At 41.2% G+C, this 22,195-nt stretch carries 23 protein-coding genes and 2 pseudogenes; 7 read left to right on the top strand and 18 right to left on the bottom strand.

The features are described from left to right. Positions 1-61 precede the first annotated feature (61 nt). Entirely contained in the window at positions 62-3,442 is a 3,381-nt protein-coding gene (dnaE, locus tag IEW67_RS09715) for a DNA polymerase III subunit alpha (protein WP_188632872.1), read from the bottom strand. A 144-nt stretch (positions 3,443-3,586) separates the two neighbouring features. Here dnaE and ytrH point away from each other — a divergent pair, with 144 nt between their 5' ends. From ytrH to IEW67_RS09700, 3 genes are all read left to right on the top strand, one after another. Beyond that, a complete protein-coding gene (ytrH, locus tag IEW67_RS09710; protein ID WP_188632892.1) occupies positions 3,587-3,919 on the top strand; it encodes a sporulation membrane protein YtrH in 333 nt (110 codons plus the stop codon). After that, complete coding sequence (gene ytrI / locus IEW67_RS09705) at positions 3,919-4,419, top strand: sporulation membrane protein YtrI (protein ID WP_188632871.1); 501 nt, start codon at positions 3,919-3,921, stop codon at positions 4,417-4,419. The genes ytrH and ytrI overlap by 1 nt, the downstream gene beginning before the upstream one ends. Before the next feature lie 104 nt (positions 4,420-4,523). Further along, positions 4,524-4,730 (top strand): YtzJ family protein, encoded by a 207-nt coding sequence (locus IEW67_RS09700; RefSeq protein ID WP_188632870.1) that lies wholly within the window; start codon positions 4,524-4,526, stop codon positions 4,728-4,730. Between the two features lie 110 nt (positions 4,731-4,840). On the opposite strand, the gene IEW67_RS09695 is transcribed toward IEW67_RS09700, so the two are convergent. Further along, positions 4,841-5,791, bottom strand: coding sequence for a DHH family phosphoesterase (locus IEW67_RS09695; RefSeq protein ID WP_188632869.1), 951 nt, complete (start codon positions 5,789-5,791; stop codon positions 4,841-4,843). Between the two features lie 102 nt (positions 5,792-5,893). Here IEW67_RS09695 and IEW67_RS09690 point away from each other — a divergent pair, with 102 nt between their 5' ends. Then, entirely contained in the window at positions 5,894-6,187 is a 294-nt protein-coding gene (locus IEW67_RS09690; RefSeq protein WP_188632868.1) for a YtpI family protein, read from the top strand. A 386-nt stretch (positions 6,188-6,573) separates the two neighbouring features. On the opposite strand, the gene IEW67_RS09685 is transcribed toward IEW67_RS09690, so the two are convergent. The 5 genes from IEW67_RS09685 to IEW67_RS09665 form a co-directional block, all read right to left on the bottom strand. Then, complete coding sequence (locus IEW67_RS09685) at positions 6,574-7,881, bottom strand: DRTGG domain-containing protein (protein ID WP_188632867.1); 1,308 nt, start codon at positions 7,879-7,881, stop codon at positions 6,574-6,576. Positions 7,882-7,960: 79 nt separating this feature from the next. Continuing rightward, on the bottom strand, positions 7,961-8,182 hold the full coding sequence (locus IEW67_RS09680; protein WP_188632866.1) for a hypothetical protein: 222 nt from the start codon (positions 8,180-8,182) through the stop codon (positions 7,961-7,963). A 77-nt stretch (positions 8,183-8,259) separates the two neighbouring features. Next, complete coding sequence (locus IEW67_RS09675) at positions 8,260-9,015, bottom strand: prepilin peptidase (protein ID WP_188632865.1); 756 nt, start codon at positions 9,013-9,015, stop codon at positions 8,260-8,262. 153 nt (positions 9,016-9,168) lie between these two features. Continuing rightward, the gene (locus tag IEW67_RS09670) at positions 9,169-9,849 is read right to left on the bottom strand and encodes a metal-dependent hydrolase (protein WP_188632864.1); all 681 of its coding nucleotides are present in this window, start codon (positions 9,847-9,849) and stop codon (positions 9,169-9,171) included. A 200-nt stretch (positions 9,850-10,049) separates the two neighbouring features. Next, positions 10,050-10,721 (bottom strand): PspA/IM30 family protein, encoded by a 672-nt coding sequence (locus IEW67_RS09665; protein ID WP_188632863.1) that lies wholly within the window; start codon positions 10,719-10,721, stop codon positions 10,050-10,052. 283 nt (positions 10,722-11,004) lie between these two features. Between IEW67_RS09665 and IEW67_RS09660 the strand changes: the two genes are divergently transcribed. Further along, entirely contained in the window at positions 11,005-12,102 is a 1,098-nt protein-coding gene (locus IEW67_RS09660) for a M24 family metallopeptidase (RefSeq protein ID WP_373288513.1), read from the top strand. 113 nt (positions 12,103-12,215) lie between these two features. On the opposite strand, the gene ald is transcribed toward IEW67_RS09660, so the two are convergent. The 5 genes and pseudogenes from ald to IEW67_RS09640 form a co-directional block, all read right to left on the bottom strand. Next, complete coding sequence (ald, locus tag IEW67_RS09655; RefSeq protein WP_188632861.1) at positions 12,216-13,334, bottom strand: alanine dehydrogenase; 1,119 nt, start codon at positions 13,332-13,334, stop codon at positions 12,216-12,218. A gap of 91 nt (positions 13,335-13,425) precedes the next feature. After that, positions 13,426-14,184: an SDR family oxidoreductase gene (locus IEW67_RS09650; protein WP_188632860.1), complete on the bottom strand. Its 759-nt coding sequence runs from the start codon at positions 14,182-14,184 to the stop codon at positions 13,426-13,428. 316 nt (positions 14,185-14,500) lie between these two features. Further along, positions 14,501-14,608: pseudogene (locus tag IEW67_RS18535) on the bottom strand (RNA-guided endonuclease TnpB family protein); the annotation flags it as partial. 64 nt (positions 14,609-14,672) lie between these two features. Then, positions 14,673-15,059: pseudogene (tnpA, locus tag IEW67_RS09645) on the bottom strand (IS200/IS605 family transposase). A gap of 490 nt (positions 15,060-15,549) precedes the next feature. Then, a complete protein-coding gene (locus tag IEW67_RS09640; RefSeq protein WP_188632859.1) occupies positions 15,550-15,702 on the bottom strand; it encodes a hypothetical protein in 153 nt (50 codons plus the stop codon). Between the two features lie 135 nt (positions 15,703-15,837). Between IEW67_RS09640 and IEW67_RS09635 the strand changes: the two genes are divergently transcribed. After that, complete coding sequence (locus tag IEW67_RS09635; RefSeq protein WP_373288511.1) at positions 15,838-16,266, top strand: universal stress protein; 429 nt, start codon at positions 15,838-15,840, stop codon at positions 16,264-16,266. A 177-nt stretch (positions 16,267-16,443) separates the two neighbouring features. On the opposite strand, the gene IEW67_RS09630 is transcribed toward IEW67_RS09635, so the two are convergent. From IEW67_RS09630 to IEW67_RS09605, 6 genes are all read right to left on the bottom strand, one after another. Next, on the bottom strand, positions 16,444-16,956 hold the full coding sequence (locus IEW67_RS09630; RefSeq protein WP_188632857.1) for a MogA/MoaB family molybdenum cofactor biosynthesis protein: 513 nt from the start codon (positions 16,954-16,956) through the stop codon (positions 16,444-16,446). Between the two features lie 19 nt (positions 16,957-16,975). Next, the gene (locus tag IEW67_RS09625; RefSeq protein WP_188632856.1) at positions 16,976-18,160 is read right to left on the bottom strand and encodes an acetate kinase; all 1,185 of its coding nucleotides are present in this window, start codon (positions 18,158-18,160) and stop codon (positions 16,976-16,978) included. 20 nt (positions 18,161-18,180) lie between these two features. Then, a complete protein-coding gene (locus tag IEW67_RS09620) occupies positions 18,181-19,158 on the bottom strand; it encodes a class I SAM-dependent methyltransferase (protein WP_188632855.1) in 978 nt (325 codons plus the stop codon). A gap of 114 nt (positions 19,159-19,272) precedes the next feature. Continuing rightward, entirely contained in the window at positions 19,273-19,773 is a 501-nt protein-coding gene (tpx, locus tag IEW67_RS09615; protein WP_188632854.1) for a thiol peroxidase, read from the bottom strand. A 106-nt stretch (positions 19,774-19,879) separates the two neighbouring features. Next, a complete protein-coding gene (gene ytfJ, locus IEW67_RS09610) occupies positions 19,880-20,449 on the bottom strand; it encodes a GerW family sporulation protein (protein WP_188632853.1) in 570 nt (189 codons plus the stop codon). Positions 20,450-20,460: 11 nt separating this feature from the next. Beyond that, entirely contained in the window at positions 20,461-21,039 is a 579-nt protein-coding gene (locus IEW67_RS09605; protein ID WP_188632852.1) for a DUF2953 domain-containing protein, read from the bottom strand. Positions 21,040-21,200: 161 nt separating this feature from the next. Between IEW67_RS09605 and IEW67_RS09600 the strand changes: the two genes are divergently transcribed. Further along, positions 21,201-22,001, top strand: a complete 801-nt coding sequence (locus IEW67_RS09600; RefSeq protein WP_188632851.1) for an NAD kinase — start codon at positions 21,201-21,203, stop codon at positions 21,999-22,001. Positions 22,002-22,195: the final 194 nt, after the last annotated feature.

Raw genomic sequence — 22,195 nt, 5'->3', positions numbered from 1 at the left:
ACTTAGTGGTTTCATTATAACAAATCGCTTGTCTATGTAAAGAAAAAAATGGATGGTCTTGTCACTTTTCTCCTTTTCGTTTTCTATTGACCGAGTCCAGCACAACATTACCTGTACCGAAATGACTTCTCAGCAAATCCATACATGTTTTATCAGGCTGGACAAGATAAGCATGGGATAGTTGATAGGTCCTGCCTTCTTTTTGATCATAAATGATGACAGGTGTCCTGCCGGGGTTTTTACTTGTGATATTTTTAATAACTGGAAGTGCATTATCACGATGATCCTCAGTTAATTTGATAAATAAGCGCTCGCCTTCATTAACTTCCCACTCTTGTTTGCTAAACATGTCCATACCAGACACAATCCATTGAAGTTGCCTGTTACGACGCTCAATCTTTCCACTGAATATTACGAGCATATCCTCTGAAAGCCAACGGTGCACTTCCCTGTACAAATCCGGAAATACAACAGCCTCCAAGTCGCCTGTTTCATCACCAAGTGTCAAGAATGCCATCGGGTCACCACGCTTCGTCCGGATTGTTTTAATTGTTTGTACGATTCCGGCACTTTTCAAGTTTCGCTTTCCTTCCATTCCTTCTGCATCCGACATGGCGATATAGCCATTTGCTTTTAACACATTACGATAATTATTAAACGGATGACTGGATACATAAATGCCCAGAAGTTCTTTCTCATCCGCTAACTTTTTCATAAGGCTAAAATCTTCTATCGAAACATAATTTTCTTCAAGGTCAATCCTGTCTCGAAAAAGATTTGACTGCCCTCTGAATTCTTTAAACAACTCCCCCTGCTCCAGGGCCTGGTCTATTGATGCCAGAAGACTTGCCCGGTTTCCATAAATCTCATCAAACACTCCTGCCATCACCAGTGTTTCCAGCGTCTTACGGTTAATCACCGAAAGTGATACCCGTAAACAAAAATCAAACAGGCTCTTGAACAGGCCCTCCTTTCTTACCTGGATTATTTCTTTAATAGCCTGATGTCCAATACCCTTAATAGCCTGAAAACCCATCCGGATTCGCTTGTTTTCCACTGAATATTTGCCAAAACTTTTGTTGATGGAAGGTTGTGCTAATGAGAGATCGAAATCTTTCAATTCTTTTATATAGACATCTGCTTTATCCTGCTGATTACCTACTGAACTCAGTAACTCTGCAAAAAAGCCGGCAGGATAATGGGCCTTCAGGTATGCAAGCTGATAGGAAATTTTACTGTATGCAACGGCATGACTCCTGTTAAAACCATAATTGGAAAACTTAACAATCCACTGGAACATTTCTTCGGCTACAGATTCCGTATACCCGTTGTCAAGACAGCCCCGAATAAAGACTTCGCGCTGTTGATCCATTACCTGCTGCTGCTTCTTACTGACTGCCCGGCGTAAAATATCAGCCTGCCCCAATGAAAACCCGGCAATTTCATGGGCAATCTGCATAATTTGTTCTTGGTATATCAGTACCCCGTACGTTTTTTTCAAAATAGGTTCCAGATCGGGATGCGGATATGTGATTTTCTCCCGGCCATGTTTGCGATCAATATAAACCGGAATGTTTTCCATCGGACCAGGGCGGAACAGGGCGTTGACGGCTACAATATCCTCAAACGTTGTCGGCTTCAGACGTATAAGTACCTGTTTCATACCTTGAGATTCCAATTGAAAAACACCATTCGTCTTCCCCTGCTGCAGCAAATTGTAAGTATCTTCATCTTCGTCTGGTATGTCCGCCAGTTTAATTGTCAGTTTTTCAGTAAACTGAAGTGTCTGAAGGATCTTTTCCAATAATGTTAAATTACGCAGTCCAAGAAAATCCATCTTCAATAACCCGATTGATTCTAAATCATTCATAGCATACTGTGTCAAATAGGTGTCGTGGGTTCCGACGTTCAACGGAACATGCTTGACGAGCGACTCCTCGCTGATGACAACCCCGGCCGCATGTGTAGACATATGTCTCGGCAATCCTTCCAATTTTGCGGCAATTGTAAAGAGAACTTTCAATTTCTCAGATTGCTTAATATACTGCTGCAGATCCTGAGATTCTTTTACACAGGTTGCAATTGGTCCCCTTGCCTGAGCGGGTATTTCTTTTAAAATAAAATAAGCATCCTGTTGGTCGACATCCATCGTTTTAAACAGCTCCCGCAATACGGATCTGGCTGCAAACGTCCCGAATGTAATGATTTGTGCGACATGATCGTCTCCGTATTTGTCACGTACGTATTCAATCACTTCATCCCGTCTGTGATCGGAAAAATCAATATCGATATCAGGCATCGTGACACGTTCGGGATTCAGGAACCTCTCAAACAGCAAACCATATTTCATCGGATCAACTTCTGTAATTCCCAATACATAAGCAACAAGTGAACCGGCAGCAGAGCCCCGACCCGGTCCGACCAAAATGTCATGTTTTTTTGCATAGTCAACAAAATCCCAGACAATCAAAAAGTAATCACTGAACTGCATCGACTGAATAACGTTCAATTCATACGTAAGGCGGCTATATATTTCTTCTGTCATAATCCTATATTTTTGCCTGACATTTTCAAAGCATATTTTCTCAAGGTATGTATGGGCATCTGTGTATCCCGGAACTGGATAAGAAGGCAGCATTCTCATATCAAAATTCAGCTTCACATTACAATTCGCAGCAATGACAGCTGTTTCCTCAATCACTTTCGGCCAAGTCTGCCCAAACAGTTCTTCCATCTCAGACACTGAGCGCAAATAGCGTTCTTTAACTGTGCGATCTGTGATCCGAAGCGGCCATTTTTTGTCATCCTTCATCGAGCGCAGACAATCATACGCCGCATCATCCTTCTGATCGATGTATCTGACGTCATTCACTAAAACCGCTTTCGTCTGATACACTTCCCGGAATGCTTTAACAGCCTGATTAATCTTGTGTTCTTCGGGCAGGCCATGGTCCTGAACACCAAGATAAAAGTCATCCTTATTAAACATATGCCATCTTGTATCCAGGTAATCCTTCACCCTGTTATATGGGTCATCTGCCAGCAGCGCACCCAATTTGGAGTCCGCTGTAATAATGACACATATCAGATCATCACTGTATGATACAAGCTCAGAATGGTCTATACCGTTATGGTGTGATAACTGAATATGAGTGCTCAATTGAATTAAATTTTGATAGCCATGATTATTTTTAGCTAACAAAATGCAGTAGTCCGGCTCTTCCTCTGAAGAAGTGACCATCACGTTCATGCCGATGATCGGCTTTATCCCATTTTGCTGACAAGCTTTATAAAAAGGGATGGCACCATACAATACATGTTCATCGGTGAGAGCCAACGCATCAAATTCTAATTCCTTAGCTTTTTCAGCCAGTTTTTCAACGGTTATGGTGCTTTTCATAAAACTGTATCCGCTTCGGACTTGTAAATGCGTGAACGACATGCTGCTCCACTTCTCCTTTTATTTATGTACACTCATTATAGCTAATCTTGCTAAAAACTGCATTTGATACATTTCATGCACTCAGACATATCTTGTCCATGCCGCTCATAAAATTTAGTAATATATAGACAAGGAGCGTTCATGATGGAAGAACGGTTTATAGCTCAACTCATTCATTGTTTTTTCATAGCGTTCGGTGTCATTGTGGGCGGTGCCATAATCGGCAGCATTGGCGCATTTGTGACAGGAGATGCACCTTTCACCCAAATGAACAGGATTGCTGACAGACTTCGAATTTGGGCAATTGTAGCAGCAATTGGTGGTACATTTGATGCCATTGCCAATTTTGAAAAAGGACTTCTGAACGGATCCACTTTTGACCTGTTTAAACAGATCATGCTTATTTTAACAGCAATGGGTGGAGTTAAAGCCGGTATTACCATCATTGGCTGGCTGATTCAGGAGGATGTCGGGTAATGCATATTCCGCCATATTATAAAAAAAAATCCGTTCAGCGCTTCCTGGCAGGGGCCTTTGCCGGTGCGGTCTTTTCCTATTTTATTTTTATATATATGCATGGTTCTATGTATGGTGAGCTTTTGGCAGAAAACCGCAACCTGAAATCAGAAGTAACAGAGCTTAAAAACCAAAATGAAGCATTACTAGAGGACAACGAGAATCTTGATGAAAAATCAAAAGAACCGATTAAAGTGGAAACGATTGACATATCGATAACGAACGAAGAAGATTTGCCTGATAGTTTAATTATACATGACTTGGAGGAATTAATAAAAGAGGAAATCACACATATTGTCGGAAAAGATGTATCCATCATTTCCGAAAGTGATGGCTTATTAAAAGCTACAATTGAGAACAAAGATTTCACAGTTGATGATTTCACTTATCAATTTACTGTCGATACACTCATTATCCATCACACAGTCAAGCTGGCAGTTGAAGCTGAGATAGCGGAATAGTGTGAACATTTTATGAAATATTGATACTTTTACGGTCATTTCCCCTCTAAACATATATAATAAAATTAGCACCGAACTACTCTTTGAGAGGGAGTTGGATTAATATGCCCGTAATGAGTTACCGTCGTCTGCGTGATGCGAAAATTGCCGAGCTAAAAGAGGGGAAAACAGCATACGCCGAGTCTGCAGAATTAATCCGGCTGATGCAGCGTTCAATTGACCGGGAAGGCCTTTATGTGCATCGTGACCATACGAACACCGGGTGCTGGTTTATTCCTTTACCTGCACAAAAAACTCTTAGAAACGAATGAGGCACACTTGCCACCTCAGTCACAAGAATACAATCCGCCCATCGTTATACAGATGAATAATTATTTTTCGAATAAAGAGGCTATTCCCAAATTGGGGATAGCCTCATTCATCATCGTGACTTAAAATTCATACATACCTGATCAAGGTCCTTTATCACGCTGTCTGCTTCTTCCCATGTCTTGACAGTGGCTCCTGAAGCCATAGGATGTCCTCCACCGTTATATTCAGCGGCAACTTGATTAATGGAAGGCCCCTTTGAACGAAGACGCACCCTGATGATATCATCTTCTTCAATAAATAATGCCCAGGCCTTAATACCTGCAATATTCCCCAATACGCTTACAAGCTGACCAGTTTCATTCGGACTGACCCCATATTTGTCCAACAGTTTTTTTGACAGTTTAACAGTACTCAATCCTGCATCCGACAGTTCAAATTGCTGCAGAATATAGCCCTGCAGTTTCGCAATATTATCTTTTATATTATAGATGTTGTCATACAGACTTGGCCGGTCAAATTGATAGGTCACGAGGTCAGCGGCATGCTGAAATGTTTTCTTGGTTGTACTTGGAAATAGAAATCGTCCGGTATCACCAACGATGCCGGCATAAATAAGCCGGGCTGCTTCATCGTTGACAATAAACCCATCTTCTTTTGCCTGCTGATACAAATCATAAATCATTTCGCAGGTCGAACTTGCACTTGTATCCACCCATATCACGTCACCATATGGGTCAACTTCCGGATGGTGATCGATTTTAATCAGTTTTTCACCAAGCTTATACCGCTGATCATCGATACGAGCGGCATTAGCCGTATCACAGACAACTACAAGCGCATTTTCATATGTATGATCGTCAATTTCATCCATTCGTGCTAGAAACTCCAAAGATGGATCCGCTTTTCCGGTAATATAAACGTCCTTATCAGGAAATGATTGCTTGATGATTTCTTTAAGACCGGCCTGGGAGCCAACCGCATCCGGATCCGGTCGTACATGTCGGTGAATGATAACCGTATCATATGTTTTGATGGCCTGGATAATAGGTGGTATGCTCATTTAATTCTCCTTACTTTGTCACATTTCAATGGAGGATATCACTTTTCTGTTAACCCAAAAAAAGCTACAATATAACAAGACTTACAAACAGGAGCAGATGAAATGATTATTTTTCCCATTATTATCGTACTTTCACTCGTATTTTGGGTCTATTACAAAGTTGCCATCATCAAGAGCAATGATGAGCTGACTCAAGCTTATTTTAACGCAAAATCCCGTATCTGTCTCGGAAGTTTTATTTTCTTTTTTGCCATTAACCAATATTTATTTTATCAAACACAGTTATCTTTGTTTATTGGTATCGTTTTTTTGGTTTTCGGCAGCGCAAACTTATATGTTGGGTTAAAGGAGGCCAAACACTACCGTCAGGAATGGAAGCGGCTGAACGCACAATAAAACTACCTAGGAGCGTTGGACAAAAGTAGTTTTGATAAGGAAAAATCCGAACTAGTTAGCGTATATAATCCGCTACGGAAATATACTTCGCGCACCTTAGGGCGGCTGGTGAGCCTCCTCGTGCTGACGCACCGCGGGGTCTCACCGAGGCCTTTCCTCCCGCAGGAGTGTACGTATATTTCCTTCGCTTAAGCGGAGTATCGTTCGTCTTTAGCATTGTATATCTTAATTATGTTTAAGACTCCTAGTGGGACAATCCCAGAATCGGTAATACAGCCGATTCTTTTTTGTAACGTCAGAAAGTATAAATTTTGGATGACCTTATAGAAAAACTCGGCACTCGCTATAAGACGAGGCGAATGCCTGCGTTTTTCTGAATGAGTTGCTTAACGGTCAATCAACTGGGCCATCAACAATCCTTTTCCGACCATCTTTTTACCGTTGAAGACTTCGACATCCATTTTGGCATAAATACGTCCGGCTTCCATCAGTTTCGGTTGAATAATCAAGTTACTGTCAATCTGAACCGGTTTTAAATAGTAGACGGTGAGATTTTCGACAACGAGATCACCTTTTTTATAATGGCGCAACAGCTGGCTGCTTGCTTCTGTCATTAGCGCTGTGAATACACCGTTGGAAAGAGTTCCGAGCTGATTTGTCATTTGCGGTGTTACATGTGCATGAAAAACTGTCTGATCTTCTTCTGCCGGAACCAAATTACTTGCAACAATGTCATCAATTGTCTCGCCGGTTTGCGGCTGGCGCTGTGTTTGCTGTAATGCCTTCAGAACATCCTGTCGTGACACAACACCGATCAGCTTATAGGAGGTATCGACCACAGGAACTAATTCAATCCCTTCCCACACCATAATATGAGCTGCATAAGCCAGCGACGTTTTTTTCTGAACAGTAATCGGATTCCGTGTCATGATTTTTTCAACAAGAACGTTTTTATCTTTTCCTATCAAATCCCTTGATGTAATCATTCCGGCGACCCGCTCTTTTGTATCGACGACCGGATATCTTGTATGAGCAGATTGCTCGTTCAGCTCATACCACCGTTCCAGTTTATCTTTTGCATACAAGTATAATGATTCATTGTAAGGTGTATAAATATCGCCGACAGAAACAATTTCTTTTTTGATCATTTGATCATAAATTGCCCGGTTGATCATGGCGGCGACCGTAAATGTATCATAGCTTGTAGACATAATCGGAAGTTGTTTATCGTCTGCAAGTCGCTTAATGTCATCGTTCGTATCAAAGCCACCTGTAATCAAGACTGCGGCCCCTTCATTTAAAGCCAATTCATGTGCTTTTACCCGGTTACCGACGATCAACAATGAGCTTGCTTCGGTATAACGCATCATCGCTTCAAGCTGCATCGCCCCGATGACGAACTTATTCAGTGTTTTATGCAGTCCTTTACGTCCGCCTAGAACTTGTCCATCCACAATTTTAATGACTTCAGCATATGTCAAACGTTCAAAGTTTTCCTTCTCTTTGCGCTCAATCCGGATCGTACCCACACGTTCAATTGTGCTGACAATTCCCTGATTTTCAGCATCTTTAATAGCCCGGTAGGCAGTCCCTTCACTGACATTCAACGATTTGGCAATCTGCCTTACTGAAATTTTATGCCCAATTTCCAATGACAAAATATGCTGCAAAATTTGTTCATGTTTGGTTGCCATCCGGTTCACCGTCTTTCAAACTGTACTAGTATTTATACTTACCAATTATTATACAGTTGAAACAGTTAAACCTCAATGGTTAAGCTTGTTGACGCTCATTCACTCTTTCCTGTTCCATAACTGGCGGCTCTGTCATTTGTAAAAGCGCAGCAAAATTTGCACCCACCACCAGAATGAAAAAAACAAGCCAGGCACCCCAAAACAAAAACGCTTCTGTTGATACAGCGCTGGGGATAACAGGCCAGGCTACATACAAGAAAAAACCCGCCAAAAGCAAACGCAAAATTGCAAAATGCTGCAAAGCGATCCCTCCTTTGATTTTAATCTATGAAATATACGGCTGGTACAGAACTGCCCGAGAGAAAAACTTTCTTTCCTTTACATCAAACTGTTAAAATACCAGATTATTAAAGTGTCTCCAAAAAAATAAGTTATCACCGACGCAACTACAATATAGGGACCGAATGGAACCGGTTGTTTACGATCAATCACCTTAAATAGGAGCAACCCAATTCCAACAACAGCGCCAATCATGCAGGAAATAAATAACGCCAGTAGCACTTTTTCCAACCCCAGGACAATACCAAGAAGACCAAATAACTTCATATCGCCTGCACCCATACCACCGCGGCTCATGAGAATAATCACTGCCAGAATCAAGATCCCCGCAAAAGCACCAGCAATGGAAGACCACCAAGGTTCAAGCGGCTGAATAACACGCATAGTGATAAACAAAGGCAAAAAGAAGCCAAGTATTTTGTTGGGAATTAACATATATTTAATATCCGAAACGAGAATCATTATTAACATTGATATTAAAGACAATGCAGTGACCAGCTCCGGCGTCAGTCCTGTCTCAATATAACATAATACAAATAATACCCCTGTTATCAGCTCAATGGCCGGGTACAGCAACGAGATATTTTTGTGACAATATCTGCATTTTCCACGCTGAAATATGTATGATGAAACGGGAATGAGTTCATACCATTTCAATGGGCGGCTGCAATGTGGACAAATGGATCTGTCATTGACGAAGGGGAGTTTCTGAGGAACCCGTATCCCGACAACATTGAAAAACGAGCCAAAAATTAAACCGAGAAGAAAAAACAGCAGTATTAACATGGGATTCATATGTACTCCTTGTTAAATTTTTTGAAAAATAGTAAAATGAGAGATAAAAGAGGTTGTTAATCATGTACACTTATATTATAGCATGTTCGGCATATCTGTTGGAGGAATTTAACAAAAAACGTGAGCATCAGCGCTCACGTTAATAAATATTGTTTATAAATCTACTGCGTCACCTATTTTCATTGCGAGACCATCGCCGGTTTTAACTCTGGAAACAAATTCCTCAGGATCTTGTTCAATCACAGGGAATGTATTGTAATGAACAGGGACAACTGTTTTTGCATTAATCCAATCTGTGGCAACTAATGCATCATCAGGTCCCATCGTGAAATTATCTCCAATTGGTACAAAAGCCATATCAATATCATTCATATCACCAATTAGCTTCAAATCACTGAATAACCCAGTATCGCCAGCATGATAAATTGTCTTGCCATCAATTGTCAACAATATCCCGGCTGGCATTCCCGTATAGATAATTGTACCATCTTGTTCTGTAAAGGATGAACCGTGAAAAGCCTGAGTATACTTCACTTTTCCGAAGTCGAATTCATGTGCCCCGCCAATATGCATATTGTGAGTGTCCAGACCTTTGTTACCGAGGTAATCAGCCAATTCATTCGGGGCAACAATCAGTGAATCATTGCGCTTGGCTATTTCTTCAGTATCTCCAACATGATCGTTATGTCCATGAGTCAACAGGATAACATCTGCTTCAACAGACCCCGGATCAAGGTCACATCCTTCGTTTCCGGTAATAAACGGATCAATTAAAATGGTGTGCTTTTGTGTTTTAACTCGAACTACAGAATGTCCATGATAAGATACTTTCATGAATATCGCTCCTTTTACAAAATGATTTCCACTCTATATATTCAATAGAGACCCGTAAAATCCTTTACCCGTTTTTGAGAATTACTATTCATATTAAACCAAGGAAAAGTACTGCATTTTCCAGGAGGCATAATTAGCAACCCCATTGTTCGAATGTGCTTTGGATAAAAAAATATTTTCCCTGGACCTTGTGTATCATATTATTCTTTCCCCATTTTTTTCTTAAGTTCAGCCAATTCATCATCAACATCACTATGGTTTTTCAATTTCTTAAATTCCTCATCCAATGAACGGCTCGCTTGTGACAGGTCTTCACTGGTATCGGCTTCCGCCTCATACTGCAGCACTTTTTCTTCCATCCGTTCAAAACCTTCTTTGGATTCGTCACTTCCTATCGCTGACATAGTCCGATTCATTTTTGTTTTCGTCTTGGCAGACTCCGCACGTGCCTGTAACGAATCTTTCTTCAATTTCATTTGCTGATATTCTTTTTTCATTTCATCCAGTTTATCCCGCAGTTCAGTGCTGTCTTTGCTTGCCATTTCCCATGATTCTTGCAACATTTCAGCTTGTTTTTGATGTTCTGCTTTGTCTTCAAGAGCCCTTTTGGCTAGATTGTCATCATCTGCCTCGATGGCTTCTTTAGCTTGAATTTCGCGTTTGTCGACTTTCGCCTGAGCATCGTCAGCTTTTCGTTTCAGCATTTTTTCGTTTGCCACTTGTTTAGCAACCGCAGATTCGACCTCTTGTATGTCATTTTCCATGTCTCTTATAAACTGATCGAGCATTTTTACCGGATCTTCCGCTTTGTCCAACATAGCGTTTAACTCAGAACCGACAACGGTCGACACGCGCTTAAAAAATTTAAACATTGATTATCCTCCCTTTTTTAATTTTCCATTTTTCCATCTCATTCAAACTGTTGGTGGCAATCTATCAGTAATACGTCTTGTATTTTCAAAAGGTTTCATTAATTTTTCCAAAAAAACTCAGGCTTAGTCTCGTTTATAGTGATTACCAACGCTTTTTTATCAGGTCATCCATAATTTATACTTTCTAATGTTACAATAAATGGAGTTAGCATCAGCTGAAAACGACTAATTGGGCATGGTTTGTTATACTGGGGTATATTATTACAATTGAGGAGTGTTTATTATAATGGAAAGACTTAACACACTTTACAACAGGCTTAAACATAATGATCTGGACAGTATTCTTGTCACATCCAGTGCCAATTTTTATTATTTAAGCAATTATTACACAGATCCGCACGAACGGTTGATCGCGGTTTATGTCAGTCAATATCATGACCCATTAATGATTATTCCCGCGCTTGAAAAAGATGATGCCAAGCATGTAGGCTGGGAATATAATATGATTTCATATACTGACAGCGAGGATCCATGGGAATTGTTTTACCAATTCCTGAAACGTAACGAGAGTATCCCAAAGTCCACAGCAGTGGAACACAATCATTTAACAGTGGAACGATTCAACCAGGTAAAATCAATACTCCCAGCTACAGAATTCAGTGATGCACAGGAATTATTGGCCAATTTAAGACTCATTAAAGATCAACAGGAATATGCGAAGCTGAAACAGGCAGCTGAACTTGCTGATTTTGGAATAAAAACGGGCGTTGAAGCCATACACAGCCATATGAGTGAATTAGAAATCATAGCAAAAATTGAGTATGAATTGAAGAAACAGGGTGTACAACAGATGTCTTTTTCAACAATGGCTTTATCCGGTGCTAAAACGGCGTCACCACATGGTACACCATCCATGAAAAAAATAGAACAGGGCGATCTTGTTTTGTTTGATCTTGGGGTCGTTTTTGAGGGTTATTGTTCTGATATCAGCCGGACTGTTGCTTATAAATCCGTCAGTTCTGAGCAGGAACACATTTACCATACTGTATTAGAGGCTGAAACAAAAGCACTTCAAGCTTCCCGGAACGGAACAACCGTCGGCGAAATTGACTTAGCCGCACGGCGTTATATTGAACAAGCCGGATATGGCGACTATTTTCTACATCGCATTGGGCACGGATTAGGGATTGAGACGCACGAATATCCATCAATGCACAGCCAAAACAGACTGGAACTTCAGAATGGCATGTGCTACACGATCGAGCCTGGGATATACGTACCGGGACAAGGTGGTGTGCGAATTGAAGATATGGTTTTTATGACAGATGACGGTGCTGAAGCCTTAACCAAATTCCCAAAAGAACTGCAAATTGTTGATTAACAAACTCTTAAAACAATTGCTGGCGTGACTATATCAATGACGGTTAATCTTCATATGCTTACGTTCAGCCCTAACCATTAGGCGGTCCCTGTTCTATCAGGAACCGCTTTTTATTAGCTGTTAAGCAACGAATGGACATCATCATAATGTAGCTCATGTGCTTCGGCAACTGCTTTAAATGTCACATAACCATTCAGTGTATTGATACCTTTCAACAATGCTTCATTATCAAGACATGCTTGCCGGTATCCTTTATTGGCCAGCTGCAGCGCATACGGCACAGTAACGTTTGTCAGACCAATGGTTGCTGTACGCGGTACTGCCCCGGGGATATTAGGAACAGCGTAATGCAAGACACCATGCTTTTTATATGTCGGATCATCATGTGATGTGATCCGATCACTAGTCTCAACAATCCCCCCTTGATCAATAGCAACATCCACAATAACCGAATCTTCCGGCATAGCCTTGACCATATCTTCTGTGACTAAAGTAGGTGCCTTGGCTCCAGGAATCAGCACAGCCCCTATAACAAGATCAGATTCTGAAACCGCCTCAGCAATATTTTTTGGATTAGACATTAATGTATTAATATCTGATCCAAACATCTCATCAAGTTCACGCAATCTTCCCGGGTCCAAATCAATAATAGTCACATCAGCACCGAGACCCATTGCGATTCTTGCGGCATTTGTTCCGACACCGCCACCGCCGATCACAGTCACTTTTCCGCGCTTGACGCCTGGTATTCCTGAAAGCAGTATACCTTTTCCGTCTTTGGTTTTTTCCAGAAACTGTGCACCAATTTGTGAAGCCATCCTTCCGGCAACTTCACTCATTGGTGTCAGCAATGGCAATGTGCCATTAGCAATTTGTACTGTTTCATAAGCGATACCGACTACTTTTCTATTAATTAAGGCTTCTGTCAATTCCGGCTCAGCCGCCAGATGTAGGAATGTCAATAAAATCTGACCCTCATAAAAATAGGTATACTCTTCAGGGAGCGGTTCCTTAACTTTCATTACCATTTCTTTTGACCAGGCTTCTTTTGCAGTGGAAACAATCACTGCTCCTTCATCAGCATAAGCCGCATCCGTAAAACCCGACCCCAGCCCGGCACCTGTTTCCACATAAACTTCGTGACCAGCACCGATTAATGTGACCACTCCGGCAGGCGTCATAGCAACCCGGTTCTCATTGTTCTTAAGTTCCTTTGGCACACCAATTTTCAAAGCAATAATCCCCCTTCTGAATACTATGTAAATGAATTATTTTGAAAGCATTTTCATTATAACAAATTCCCATTGAAAACACATCAAAACACTAGCGATAACGATTAATCACATCAATGCCGCCTGTAATTTCAAAAACGGTTCCTGTTATCATATCAGAATCCTGATCACATAAGTACAATATGGTTCGTGCAATATCCTCTCCGGTACCTGGTCTACCGATCGGTGTTTTATCATCGGGGACTTTTCTGCTGTCGGCGATTCCTGCCTCCTTCATCTTACCAGTGATATTCCCTGGACAGACCATATTCGAAGTAATCCGATTTTCAGCCTCTTCAAAAGCGATTGTCTTCGTCAATGAAACCAATCCGCTCTTAGCTGCCGCAAATGCAGCGCGATACGGCCAGCCGGATGCACTGTTTGCCCCTTGAAAACCATAGTTGACAATTCTGCCAAATCGCTGTTTGCGCATATAAGGGACTGTCAGCTTAAGTAAATAAAAAACAGCATCAAGATTACCGTGCATCATTTCATTCCACTCATCATCTGAGTAGTCAAGCAGTTCTTTTCGCTCGAATACAAAAGGACCCGCATTGTTTATTAAATAATCGATACCGCCATGATGTTCTACTGCATAACTCACCAGTTTATTCAAGTCTGCTTTTTTTGTAACGTCCACGTGTTCGATATGTAATAAATGACTGTATGAAGCGAGTTCATTTTGAACCTCTCGAGCTTTTTCAGCGTTACTGTAATATGTTGTTGTGACACGATGCCCGGCTTCCAAAAACTGTTGAATCACTTGCCTTCCTAATCCAGATGTCCCTGCCGTTATTAATGCATGTCCCATCAACTGTCCTCCTCTTTCGACATTCATTAGAAAAACTCGGCATTCGCCTCGTCTTATAGCGATGCCGAAGCTTTTCTTATAAGGTCATCCATCATTTATACTTTCTGACGTTATTAGAAAACTTGGCTTATCGCCAAGCTTTAATGGCGAAAGCCTTAGTTGCACTTATGCAGTAAGAAATAATTTATACTTTCTTAACTGCTAAAAAATGACCTTCATTATATATAAAATTATAACATAACTTTGAGATTCCCACGTCTAAAGACGTAAGCCCTGGTTTAACGGGTGGGATTCTTGAGTGACTAAGCGTTCGCAGTCGACTGGTTCTTGTCGTCTGTCTAATATTCGCTAATTGCTTTAAACGCATGACAGAAATCTGATTTTCTTTAGCAAAATTAACAATCGCACGCCTCACTTTTTGGTCAATGAAAGCCTGTTCTTTTGCAGGCAACAATTTGACTTTTACAGTTATTGTTTGGGGCATGGTTTCATCCCTTTGTTTTTTGTTGTTCAACATATCGTTTTATGGTTTGACTCGATACATTTCCTGCGGTAAATACAAAGTAGGGACGTGTCCAAAGACTTGGCAAGTGCTGAAGATGAGGGAAATTCCTCTCTCAATTGCTTAGATGTCACGCCTTTGATTTTTGCCATTATGTTCGCAGGACTTAGCGTAGGAAGTACATTTAGAAAAATGTGTGTATGGTCTTTGCCGCATTCTAAGGCTACCACTTTTATTTTTAGCTATTCACATATTTCGTAAATCTTTGTTCTACTTTGGCAACAAGAAATATCTTCCTTCTATAGCGAGGACAAAACACAACGTGATAGTTAATTAATGATACGGTTGTCTTTGTTCTTCTATATTCTTCCACGTCTATATTTTATCAGTTTTACCTATAACTGCAATTAGTTTATTAAAAAACATCGTGCTTCCCTGTTATTGATATACTTACCGATCAGTAAGCTATGGTCAACTAAAGCCCGCCGATGAGCTGTTTTCGTTTTCAAACCAAAATCCTTTATTAAATTTCGTGAATGACCATATTAGCAAGTTTGGGTGTCATTTTGACTGGAAAAAAGCGAACAAATTGTGAACTTGAGCCGAAAATTTGTGAACTTGAGCGGAAATTGTGTGAACTTGAGCCGGAATTATGTGAACTTAAGCGAAAATCATGTGAACTTGAGCCAATCCAATAGCACTGCATCTTGAACGAAAACCAAAATTTAAGAAAAACTCGGCATTCGCCTCGTCTTATAGCGAATGCCGAAGCTGCCCGGCGCATTCGGAATTTGCACCCTATAGCGTATGTGCTGCCACTCGCGAAAAAAAACCACCCTTAAGGAAGGGTGGATTAATTAGCATTAATTTTTCTGGTTGTTGTACTTGTGGATACCCCGATTATTGGAAAGCTTATCTTTATCTTCAATAACACCGCTCTGGTAGCTTTCCAATAATTGGTTTCTTACTGCTGAAATACCCTTTTTATCTTCAAAGAACTTATCTTCCTTTGCCAAGTTTCATCACCTCCATTTTTAGTGTGCTCATAAACAGGACACAAAAACAATGATTTATATTTCCAGTATTGGTGAATATGATTGTAATAAGGGTGAAAAGGGTATTAAAATAATAAATAGGAGGAGGGATTGACGTTGGAATACAAGCATATTGTTGTGGCAGTTGATGGTTCAGAGGCTTCTGAAAAAGCATTCCGTAAAGCATTGGATATAGTTAAAAGGAATAACGCCCGAATGATATTGGCGCATGTAGTTGATTCAAGAACATTTGCAACAGCGGAAGCGTATGACCGCACACTCGCAGAACGTGCAGAAGAGTATGCTAAAGACCTCGTGGACAGTTATGTCGAAAATGCCAAGGTAGCCGGGATAACCAATTTAGCAAGATGTGTGGAGTATGGATCGCCAAAGGTAAAAATTGCCAAAGACATTGCCGGCAGCTTTGCGGCAGATTTGATTGTGTGTGGTGCAACGGGTATGGGAGCAGTTGAGCGCTTCCTGATCGGCAGTGTATCTGAAAGCATTACACGTTATGCCAGCTGTGACGTACTGGTTGTCCGCTGAGATCGTGATTTTCAACTTGATTCCTGCTATAAAAATGATGCCGCCATCGCGCGATTTCTTAGAAAAACTCGGCATTCGCCTCGTCTTATAGCGAATGCCGAAGTTTTTTATATGGTCCTCCATAATTTATACTTCTGAGGTTAGAACATAAGTCGCGCGATTTTCCAAATTTTAGCCTCAACGGACATCTTTTTTTAATTCATTCACGACATGAGCCAACTCGGGAATAATCAACTTGTTCATGGCTAACTTAACAGCACCTGATGATCCGGGGGTGGAAAACACCGCCATATTGTCAATCACACCGGCAATCGCTCTTGACATGATGGCGGAGGAACCTATGTCTTCCTGATAGCTTAACATACGGAAAATCTCTCCAAATCCTGTCATCTCTTTATCAAGCATCGGCTTAATTGTTTCAATCGTGATATCACGATGTGCAATACCGGTTCCACCATTTGTGAGTATTACGTCTATATTTTCCTGCTCACTCATTTTCAGCACTTTTGATCGTATAGCATTTTTTTCATCGGTCACGATAGTCCGTTCTTTGACCTTGTGACCTGCTTCAACTAGTAAATTTGCCATCAAATTTCCGCTTTTATCGGTTTCCTCGGTTCTTGTATCACTTATCGTCATAATCATACAATTAACTGGGACTCCCGCCCGCTTATGCTGATGAACAGACAAAACACTTCCCCCTATCATCTCAATTGGTAAGACGTACAGTATCCCGCGCAATCACTACCTCTTCGTTCGTTGGTATAACCATAACTTTCACCGGAGAATGGGGGTAATTGATGAATGCTTCTTTACCGCGGACTTTGTTTCGGGATGGATCCCAATACACGCCCATAAATTCAAGACCGTTCAGCACTTTCCCCCGGATTACATCACTATTTTCACCGACACCTGCTGTAAAGATAATCGCATCGACACCGGACATTCTCGCAGCATACGATCCCAGATATTTGTGAATGCGTGCCGCAAAAACTTCCAGAGCCAGTTCAGCACGTTCATTTTCACCAGCGTGCTGTTCAATATCGCGCAGATCGCTCGAAAAACCTGATAAAGCAAGCATTCCGCTTTTCTTGTTTAAAATATTAACGATCTCATCTGCTTCTTTGCCTGTTTTCTCCATAATATACGGCAGGAGCGCCGGATCTATATTCCCTGACCTTGTCCCCATTGTTACACCAGCTAAAGGCGTAAAGCCCATAGACGTATCAATTGATCTGCCTTTATCAATAGCAGCAATACTCGCACCGTTTCCTAAATGACAAGAAATAAGCCGCAGCTGTTCGACCGGCAAGCCAAGCATTTCAGCTGCTCGTTGTGAGACATATTTATGAGACGTACCATGAAAGCCATATTTTCGTATACCATATTTTTCGTAATACTCATATGGCAAGCTGTACAAATAAGACTTCTCCGGCATTGTCTGATGGAATGCCGTATCAAATACTGCCACCATCGGAACATCAGGGAGAATCTCTTGGAACGCCTTTATCCCGGTGAGGTTTGCCGGGTTATGCAACGGGGCCAATTCAGATACTTCTTCTATCGTTTTAATGACATGATCTGTTATGACAACCGAATCACTGAACTTCTCGCCGCCATGGACCACACGATGACCCACCGCATTAATTTCATCCATTGATTCAATGACACCGGATGATTTGAGTTGTTCCAAAAGCAGTTCGACAGCTGTTTCATGTTCCGGTATATCGATCACCGATTCATTCTCATTTTCATCAATAGCCATTGTGAAAACAGAATCGGAAAGGCCTATCCGCTCAACGAGGCCTTTTGCCAAAACTTTTTCTTCGGGCATCCGGATCAGTTGGAACTTCAATGAGGAGCTGCCGGCATTAATAGCGAGTACATTGGACATATTAATCCTCCTTCATGCAATCACTTATTCATATTTGTTGAAAACCAATCATTCATCTGTGACAGAATATCATTCATAGCATCGGTATTTTTAAATGACGGTACTTGGGCTAGCAGCGGCTGTTTGAGAGCGATTGTTTCCGGACCCTTCTTTTGCAATATTAAGATGCTTTTTCGGTTTTTTTCTGATTTGAATGCTGATTCCGGCAACTGTAAAACACCTATAATGTGCGCATTTTCCTGGATATAAGCATGCAGTTTATCAGATTGATCACTGTCAAAGAGGAATTCGGGAATAACAAAAACCAAAAAACCGCCCGCTTTGGTATAATTCAAGCTTTGTTCAATGAAAAGATGATGCGCATAGGAATGGCCTTCATCCGCTTTCAGTTCATAATCATTTGCTCTGATGTCATCAGGATAATAACCGACCGGCAAATCACTGATAACTAAATCAACAGGGTCCATCAAAAATGGACTTAAACTGTCCTGATGGAAAAACTCAATTTCCTTTTTTTGAAGATTGGCATTCAACACAGCTAGCTTTATCAGGGTGGGATCAACTTCCCCTGCTGCAGCATGTCTCAGATTGTCCACCTGTTCCAAAACAGTTGTCAGAAGGTTTCCTGTCCCGCTAGCAGGGTCGAACACCCTGAGATTCTCTTCACCTTTAGTAACCTTTGCAGCAAGATATCCGACAAACATGGCAACTGTTTCCGGAGTCATCAGATGCTGCTGCTGTGTAGCTCCTTTCATTCCCTTTAAGATCGCCAGCTGAACAGCTTTTCGAATCTCAACGACCTCATAAGATGCCGTTTCCGGAAAGGTCGGGAGTTTTTTGATAATATTCTCATCCATATCATCAGGCGGCTCCTGATAAAACATGGCATCGAGTGCTATTGTTAAACTATCCAAATACGTTTCATTCATCGATTGTTGGATTGCCTCAGCTAAAGTGTCAATCTTTTCAAACAGTCGTTCCACGTTTGTTTGATCCATATTATAAATCCTCCGATCAATTGTCTCACAAGACGTTTTCATTGTATCAAAAGACCGGCGGATCCAAAAACAAAAAGCTCCCCTGCCAAGTCTTCAGCAGGAGAGTCATGAACATCATTCTGCTTTTTGCGCTGCTTCTAAAGCACTATCAAAGTCCGGGAGGTTGGTAACCTCATTCACATATTCAACGTATGTGACATTATCATTTGAGTCAACTACAAATACGGCTCGCGCCAAAAGACGGAGTTCCTTTATGAGCACGCCGTATTTTTCCCCGAAATCTGAATTGCGGTGGTCCGACAATGTATCCAGATTTTTTACACCATTAGCAGCACACCAACGTCCTTGAGCAAATGGCAAATCCATACTGATCGTCAAGACGTGTACGTTTTCCAGTTTGTCTGCCTCTTCATTAAAACGCTTAGTCTCGTCTGAACAAACACCTGTGTCAACAGACGGTACAGCCGCAATCAGTTTCACTTTGCCTTTATAGTCGCTGAGTGAGACCTCTTGAAGGTCATTGGCCAAAACTGTGAAGTCAGGTGCCTTATCACCAACTGCTATTTCATTCCCCAACAGCGTTACCGGATCCTGGTTGAAAGTTACTTCCGCCAATTGAATCATTCCTTCCTTTATAAATTAATCTATAGTTTTTATTATGAACGGAATGACCATACATGTCCACTGTTAGAGGCATTGAAATATGTGAAAATTTTATGAATTAAATATCGTAATCCTGATCAAATTCATCGTCAAATTGTTTTGATTTACGTTGGCGTCTTTGACCCTGCTGAGGCTGCTCTTCCTGTTGGGATGTTTCCTGCTGTTCTTCCTTCTTCTTTTGTTGTCCCTGTTCTTTTTGGCTTTGTTCCGGTGCGGATTGCTGTTTCATTTTATCCGGCAGTCCCGACTCTTTTAAGAGCTGTTGAACTTTTTCAACCGCTTTCGGCGCCGATTCCATTATTTTTTCATATATATGTGTGCTTTCGTCAAGATGAATCATTTTAATTCCTTTTGGATTTATAATTAAAAATGCGACAGGGGTTACGGATACACCTCCACCGCTTCCGCCACCGAAAGGCATGGAATTTTTTCCGGATTCCCCGGAACTTCCTCCATTAAATTCGCTCCCACCTGCAGCGAATCCAAATCCCAGCTTCGATACTGGAATTATCACACTTCCATCCACCGGTGATTCAATGGGATCACCGATAATTGTATTAACTTCTGTCATGTCTTTCAAATTTTCCATTGCTGTTGTCATTAAACCCTGTATTGGATGTTCATCCATGATAATCCTCCTTAGATGGTAGCTTCCCGTTTCACAGGATATTTTCGTATGATTTTCAGTAATGCGTAAATAGCTTGCCCTACCCTGATGGATATCATGCAGTCAAAAGTCGAACTAATGTGTTTTTGATTAAAAAGCGGCGTTACTGTAATCGTCGGTTCACAAAGAAAATGGCTTTTTGCAGTTAATATCCCCATCACCGCCCCGATTGAGGTCCATACGCCACCGACAGCTATACCTGTTGTATGCGCTTTGCCGGTGCCTATCTCCGTTCGCCATGAAAGATTGTGAAACCGAAGCCGTATCAAAATAAATGATACGGTCTCATGAAACGCTTGTGCTTTTTGAGCAAAATTTCGACTACTTTTATGTAAAAACGATATACTATCCTGAAATGTTTCCTCCTTCTGATCTCGATCTGCTTCCGCTAAATCAATTGACTTTTCAAATAGCCGTATCCGATAAAAATAACAGACAACCCGAATAACGTGTTCTTCCTGAGTTAACATGACGGAGTTGAACAATTTAATACGAGAACATAAGATAATTATAAAAAAAACGAACAGAAATGTTAGAATGCCAATAGCCATCAACTCACCCCAAACCAGTTACCTTTTTGCCATTATGCTTCCGCAATTTCCTCTTTTTACACATATCCGGTGTAAATTATTTTATAACTAAACATTAATTTTGTCGGAGATGTAGATGGAGTGATAGAATAAAGTCAACTGATAAATGGGGGGATTCTCATATGACGAATCGAAATAATTTGTATTTTTACTACCCTGCCGATGAAGAGCTTGAACATAAATTAGAGCCACTATTTAAGTTAGCCGAAGAAAACAATTTTCATATTGTGGAAAACCCTGGCGACGCTAACGTCGTGATAAGCGTTGGTGGTGACGGTGCATTTCTGCAGGCTGTCCGTCAAACCGGCTTCCGGCAGAACTGTTTATACACTGGTATCACCCGCTCAAATGAATCAGGATTATACTGTGATTTTAATATGGATAACTTTGATGACATGCTATATACCATGCAGCATGAGGAGATGGAGGTTCGCCGTTTTCCGGTCATCGATGTGCAAGTCAACGGTGAAGCCACATTTAACTGCTTGAATGAACTCAGTATCCGCTCAACTATTATCAAATCAATTGTTATTGATGTCAATATCGATGATCTGCATTTTGAAACATTCCGGGGAGATGGGCTGGTTGTGGCAACACCGACCGGAAGTACCGGCTATAATAAATCGACACAGGGTGCTGTTATCGATCCTAAAATACCGTGCTTCCAGGTGTCTGAAATTGCGTCACTCAATAATAACCGTTATCGGACGCTTGGTTCGTCGTTCGTCTTAAGCAAAGACCGTACTCTGACACTAGAGGTTGTTCAGGATGGAAATGATCATCCGATAATCGGATTGGACAATGAAGCCTACCCTGTCAGGAATATTCAAAATATAACTGCTAAATTGAGCGATAAATTAATCAAAACCGTAAAACTGAAAAACAACTCCTATTGGAATCGTGTGAAGCGAACATTTTTATAGGCAAATAATTTTGGTCAACACCAAAATCTATGGTTGAAATGAATGAGTGAATATAGTAGTGAAACTAACTAGCGGAGGAAAAACACGGAGACTCCTGTGGGAATGCGCAGTGTGAAGACCCCGCAGAAAAAGCGACCTTCTTTTTCGAGGAGGCTGAGGACAAGCCCACGGAAAGCGACGAGCGAAACATCCAC

The organism is Lentibacillus kapialis (assembly GCF_014646635.1).
In the GTDB taxonomy this organism is placed as follows: Bacteria; Bacillota; Bacilli; order Bacillales; family Amphibacillaceae; genus Lentibacillus; species Lentibacillus kapialis.
Note: the sequence above shows the minus strand (reverse complement) of the source record. Positions and strands in the feature narration are given on the sequence as shown.

Coding starts and splice junctions, on each gene's coding strand:
- IEW67_RS09650 (WP_188632860.1), bottom strand. CDS start 14,184: ATGGGACATGCATTAATAACGGCAGGGACATCTGGATTAGGAAGGCAA.
- IEW67_RS09620 (WP_188632855.1), bottom strand. CDS start 19,158: ATGGATCAAACAAACGTGGAACGACTGTTTGAAAAGATTGACACTTTA.
- IEW67_RS09690 (WP_188632868.1), top strand. CDS start 5,894: ATGATTATTTTTCCCATTATTATCGTACTTTCACTCGTATTTTGGGTC.
- ytrH (WP_188632892.1), top strand. CDS start 3,587: ATGGAAGAACGGTTTATAGCTCAACTCATTCATTGTTTTTTCATAGCG.
- IEW67_RS09700 (WP_188632870.1), top strand. CDS start 4,524: ATGCCCGTAATGAGTTACCGTCGTCTGCGTGATGCGAAAATTGCCGAG.
- ytfJ (WP_188632853.1), bottom strand. CDS start 20,449: ATGGATGAACATCCAATACAGGGTTTAATGACAACAGCAATGGAAAAT.
- IEW67_RS09685 (WP_188632867.1), bottom strand. CDS start 7,881: ATGGCAACCAAACATGAACAAATTTTGCAGCATATTTTGTCATTGGAA.
- IEW67_RS09695 (WP_188632869.1), bottom strand. CDS start 5,791: ATGAGCATACCACCTATTATCCAGGCCATCAAAACATATGATACGGTT.
- IEW67_RS09600 (WP_188632851.1), top strand. CDS start 21,201: ATGACGAATCGAAATAATTTGTATTTTTACTACCCTGCCGATGAAGAG.
- IEW67_RS09670 (WP_188632864.1), bottom strand. CDS start 9,849: ATGAAAGTATCTTATCATGGACATTCTGTAGTTCGAGTTAAAACACAA.
- IEW67_RS09605 (WP_188632852.1), bottom strand. CDS start 21,039: ATGGCTATTGGCATTCTAACATTTCTGTTCGTTTTTTTTATAATTATC.
- IEW67_RS09675 (WP_188632865.1), bottom strand. CDS start 9,015: ATGAATCCCATGTTAATACTGCTGTTTTTTCTTCTCGGTTTAATTTTT.
- dnaE (WP_188632872.1), bottom strand. CDS start 3,442: ATGTCGTTCACGCATTTACAAGTCCGAAGCGGATACAGTTTTATGAAA.
- IEW67_RS09625 (WP_188632856.1), bottom strand. CDS start 18,160: ATGTCCAATGTACTCGCTATTAATGCCGGCAGCTCCTCATTGAAGTTC.
- IEW67_RS09665 (WP_188632863.1), bottom strand. CDS start 10,721: ATGTTTAAATTTTTTAAGCGCGTGTCGACCGTTGTCGGTTCTGAGTTA.
- ytrI (WP_188632871.1), top strand. CDS start 3,919: ATGCATATTCCGCCATATTATAAAAAAAAATCCGTTCAGCGCTTCCTG.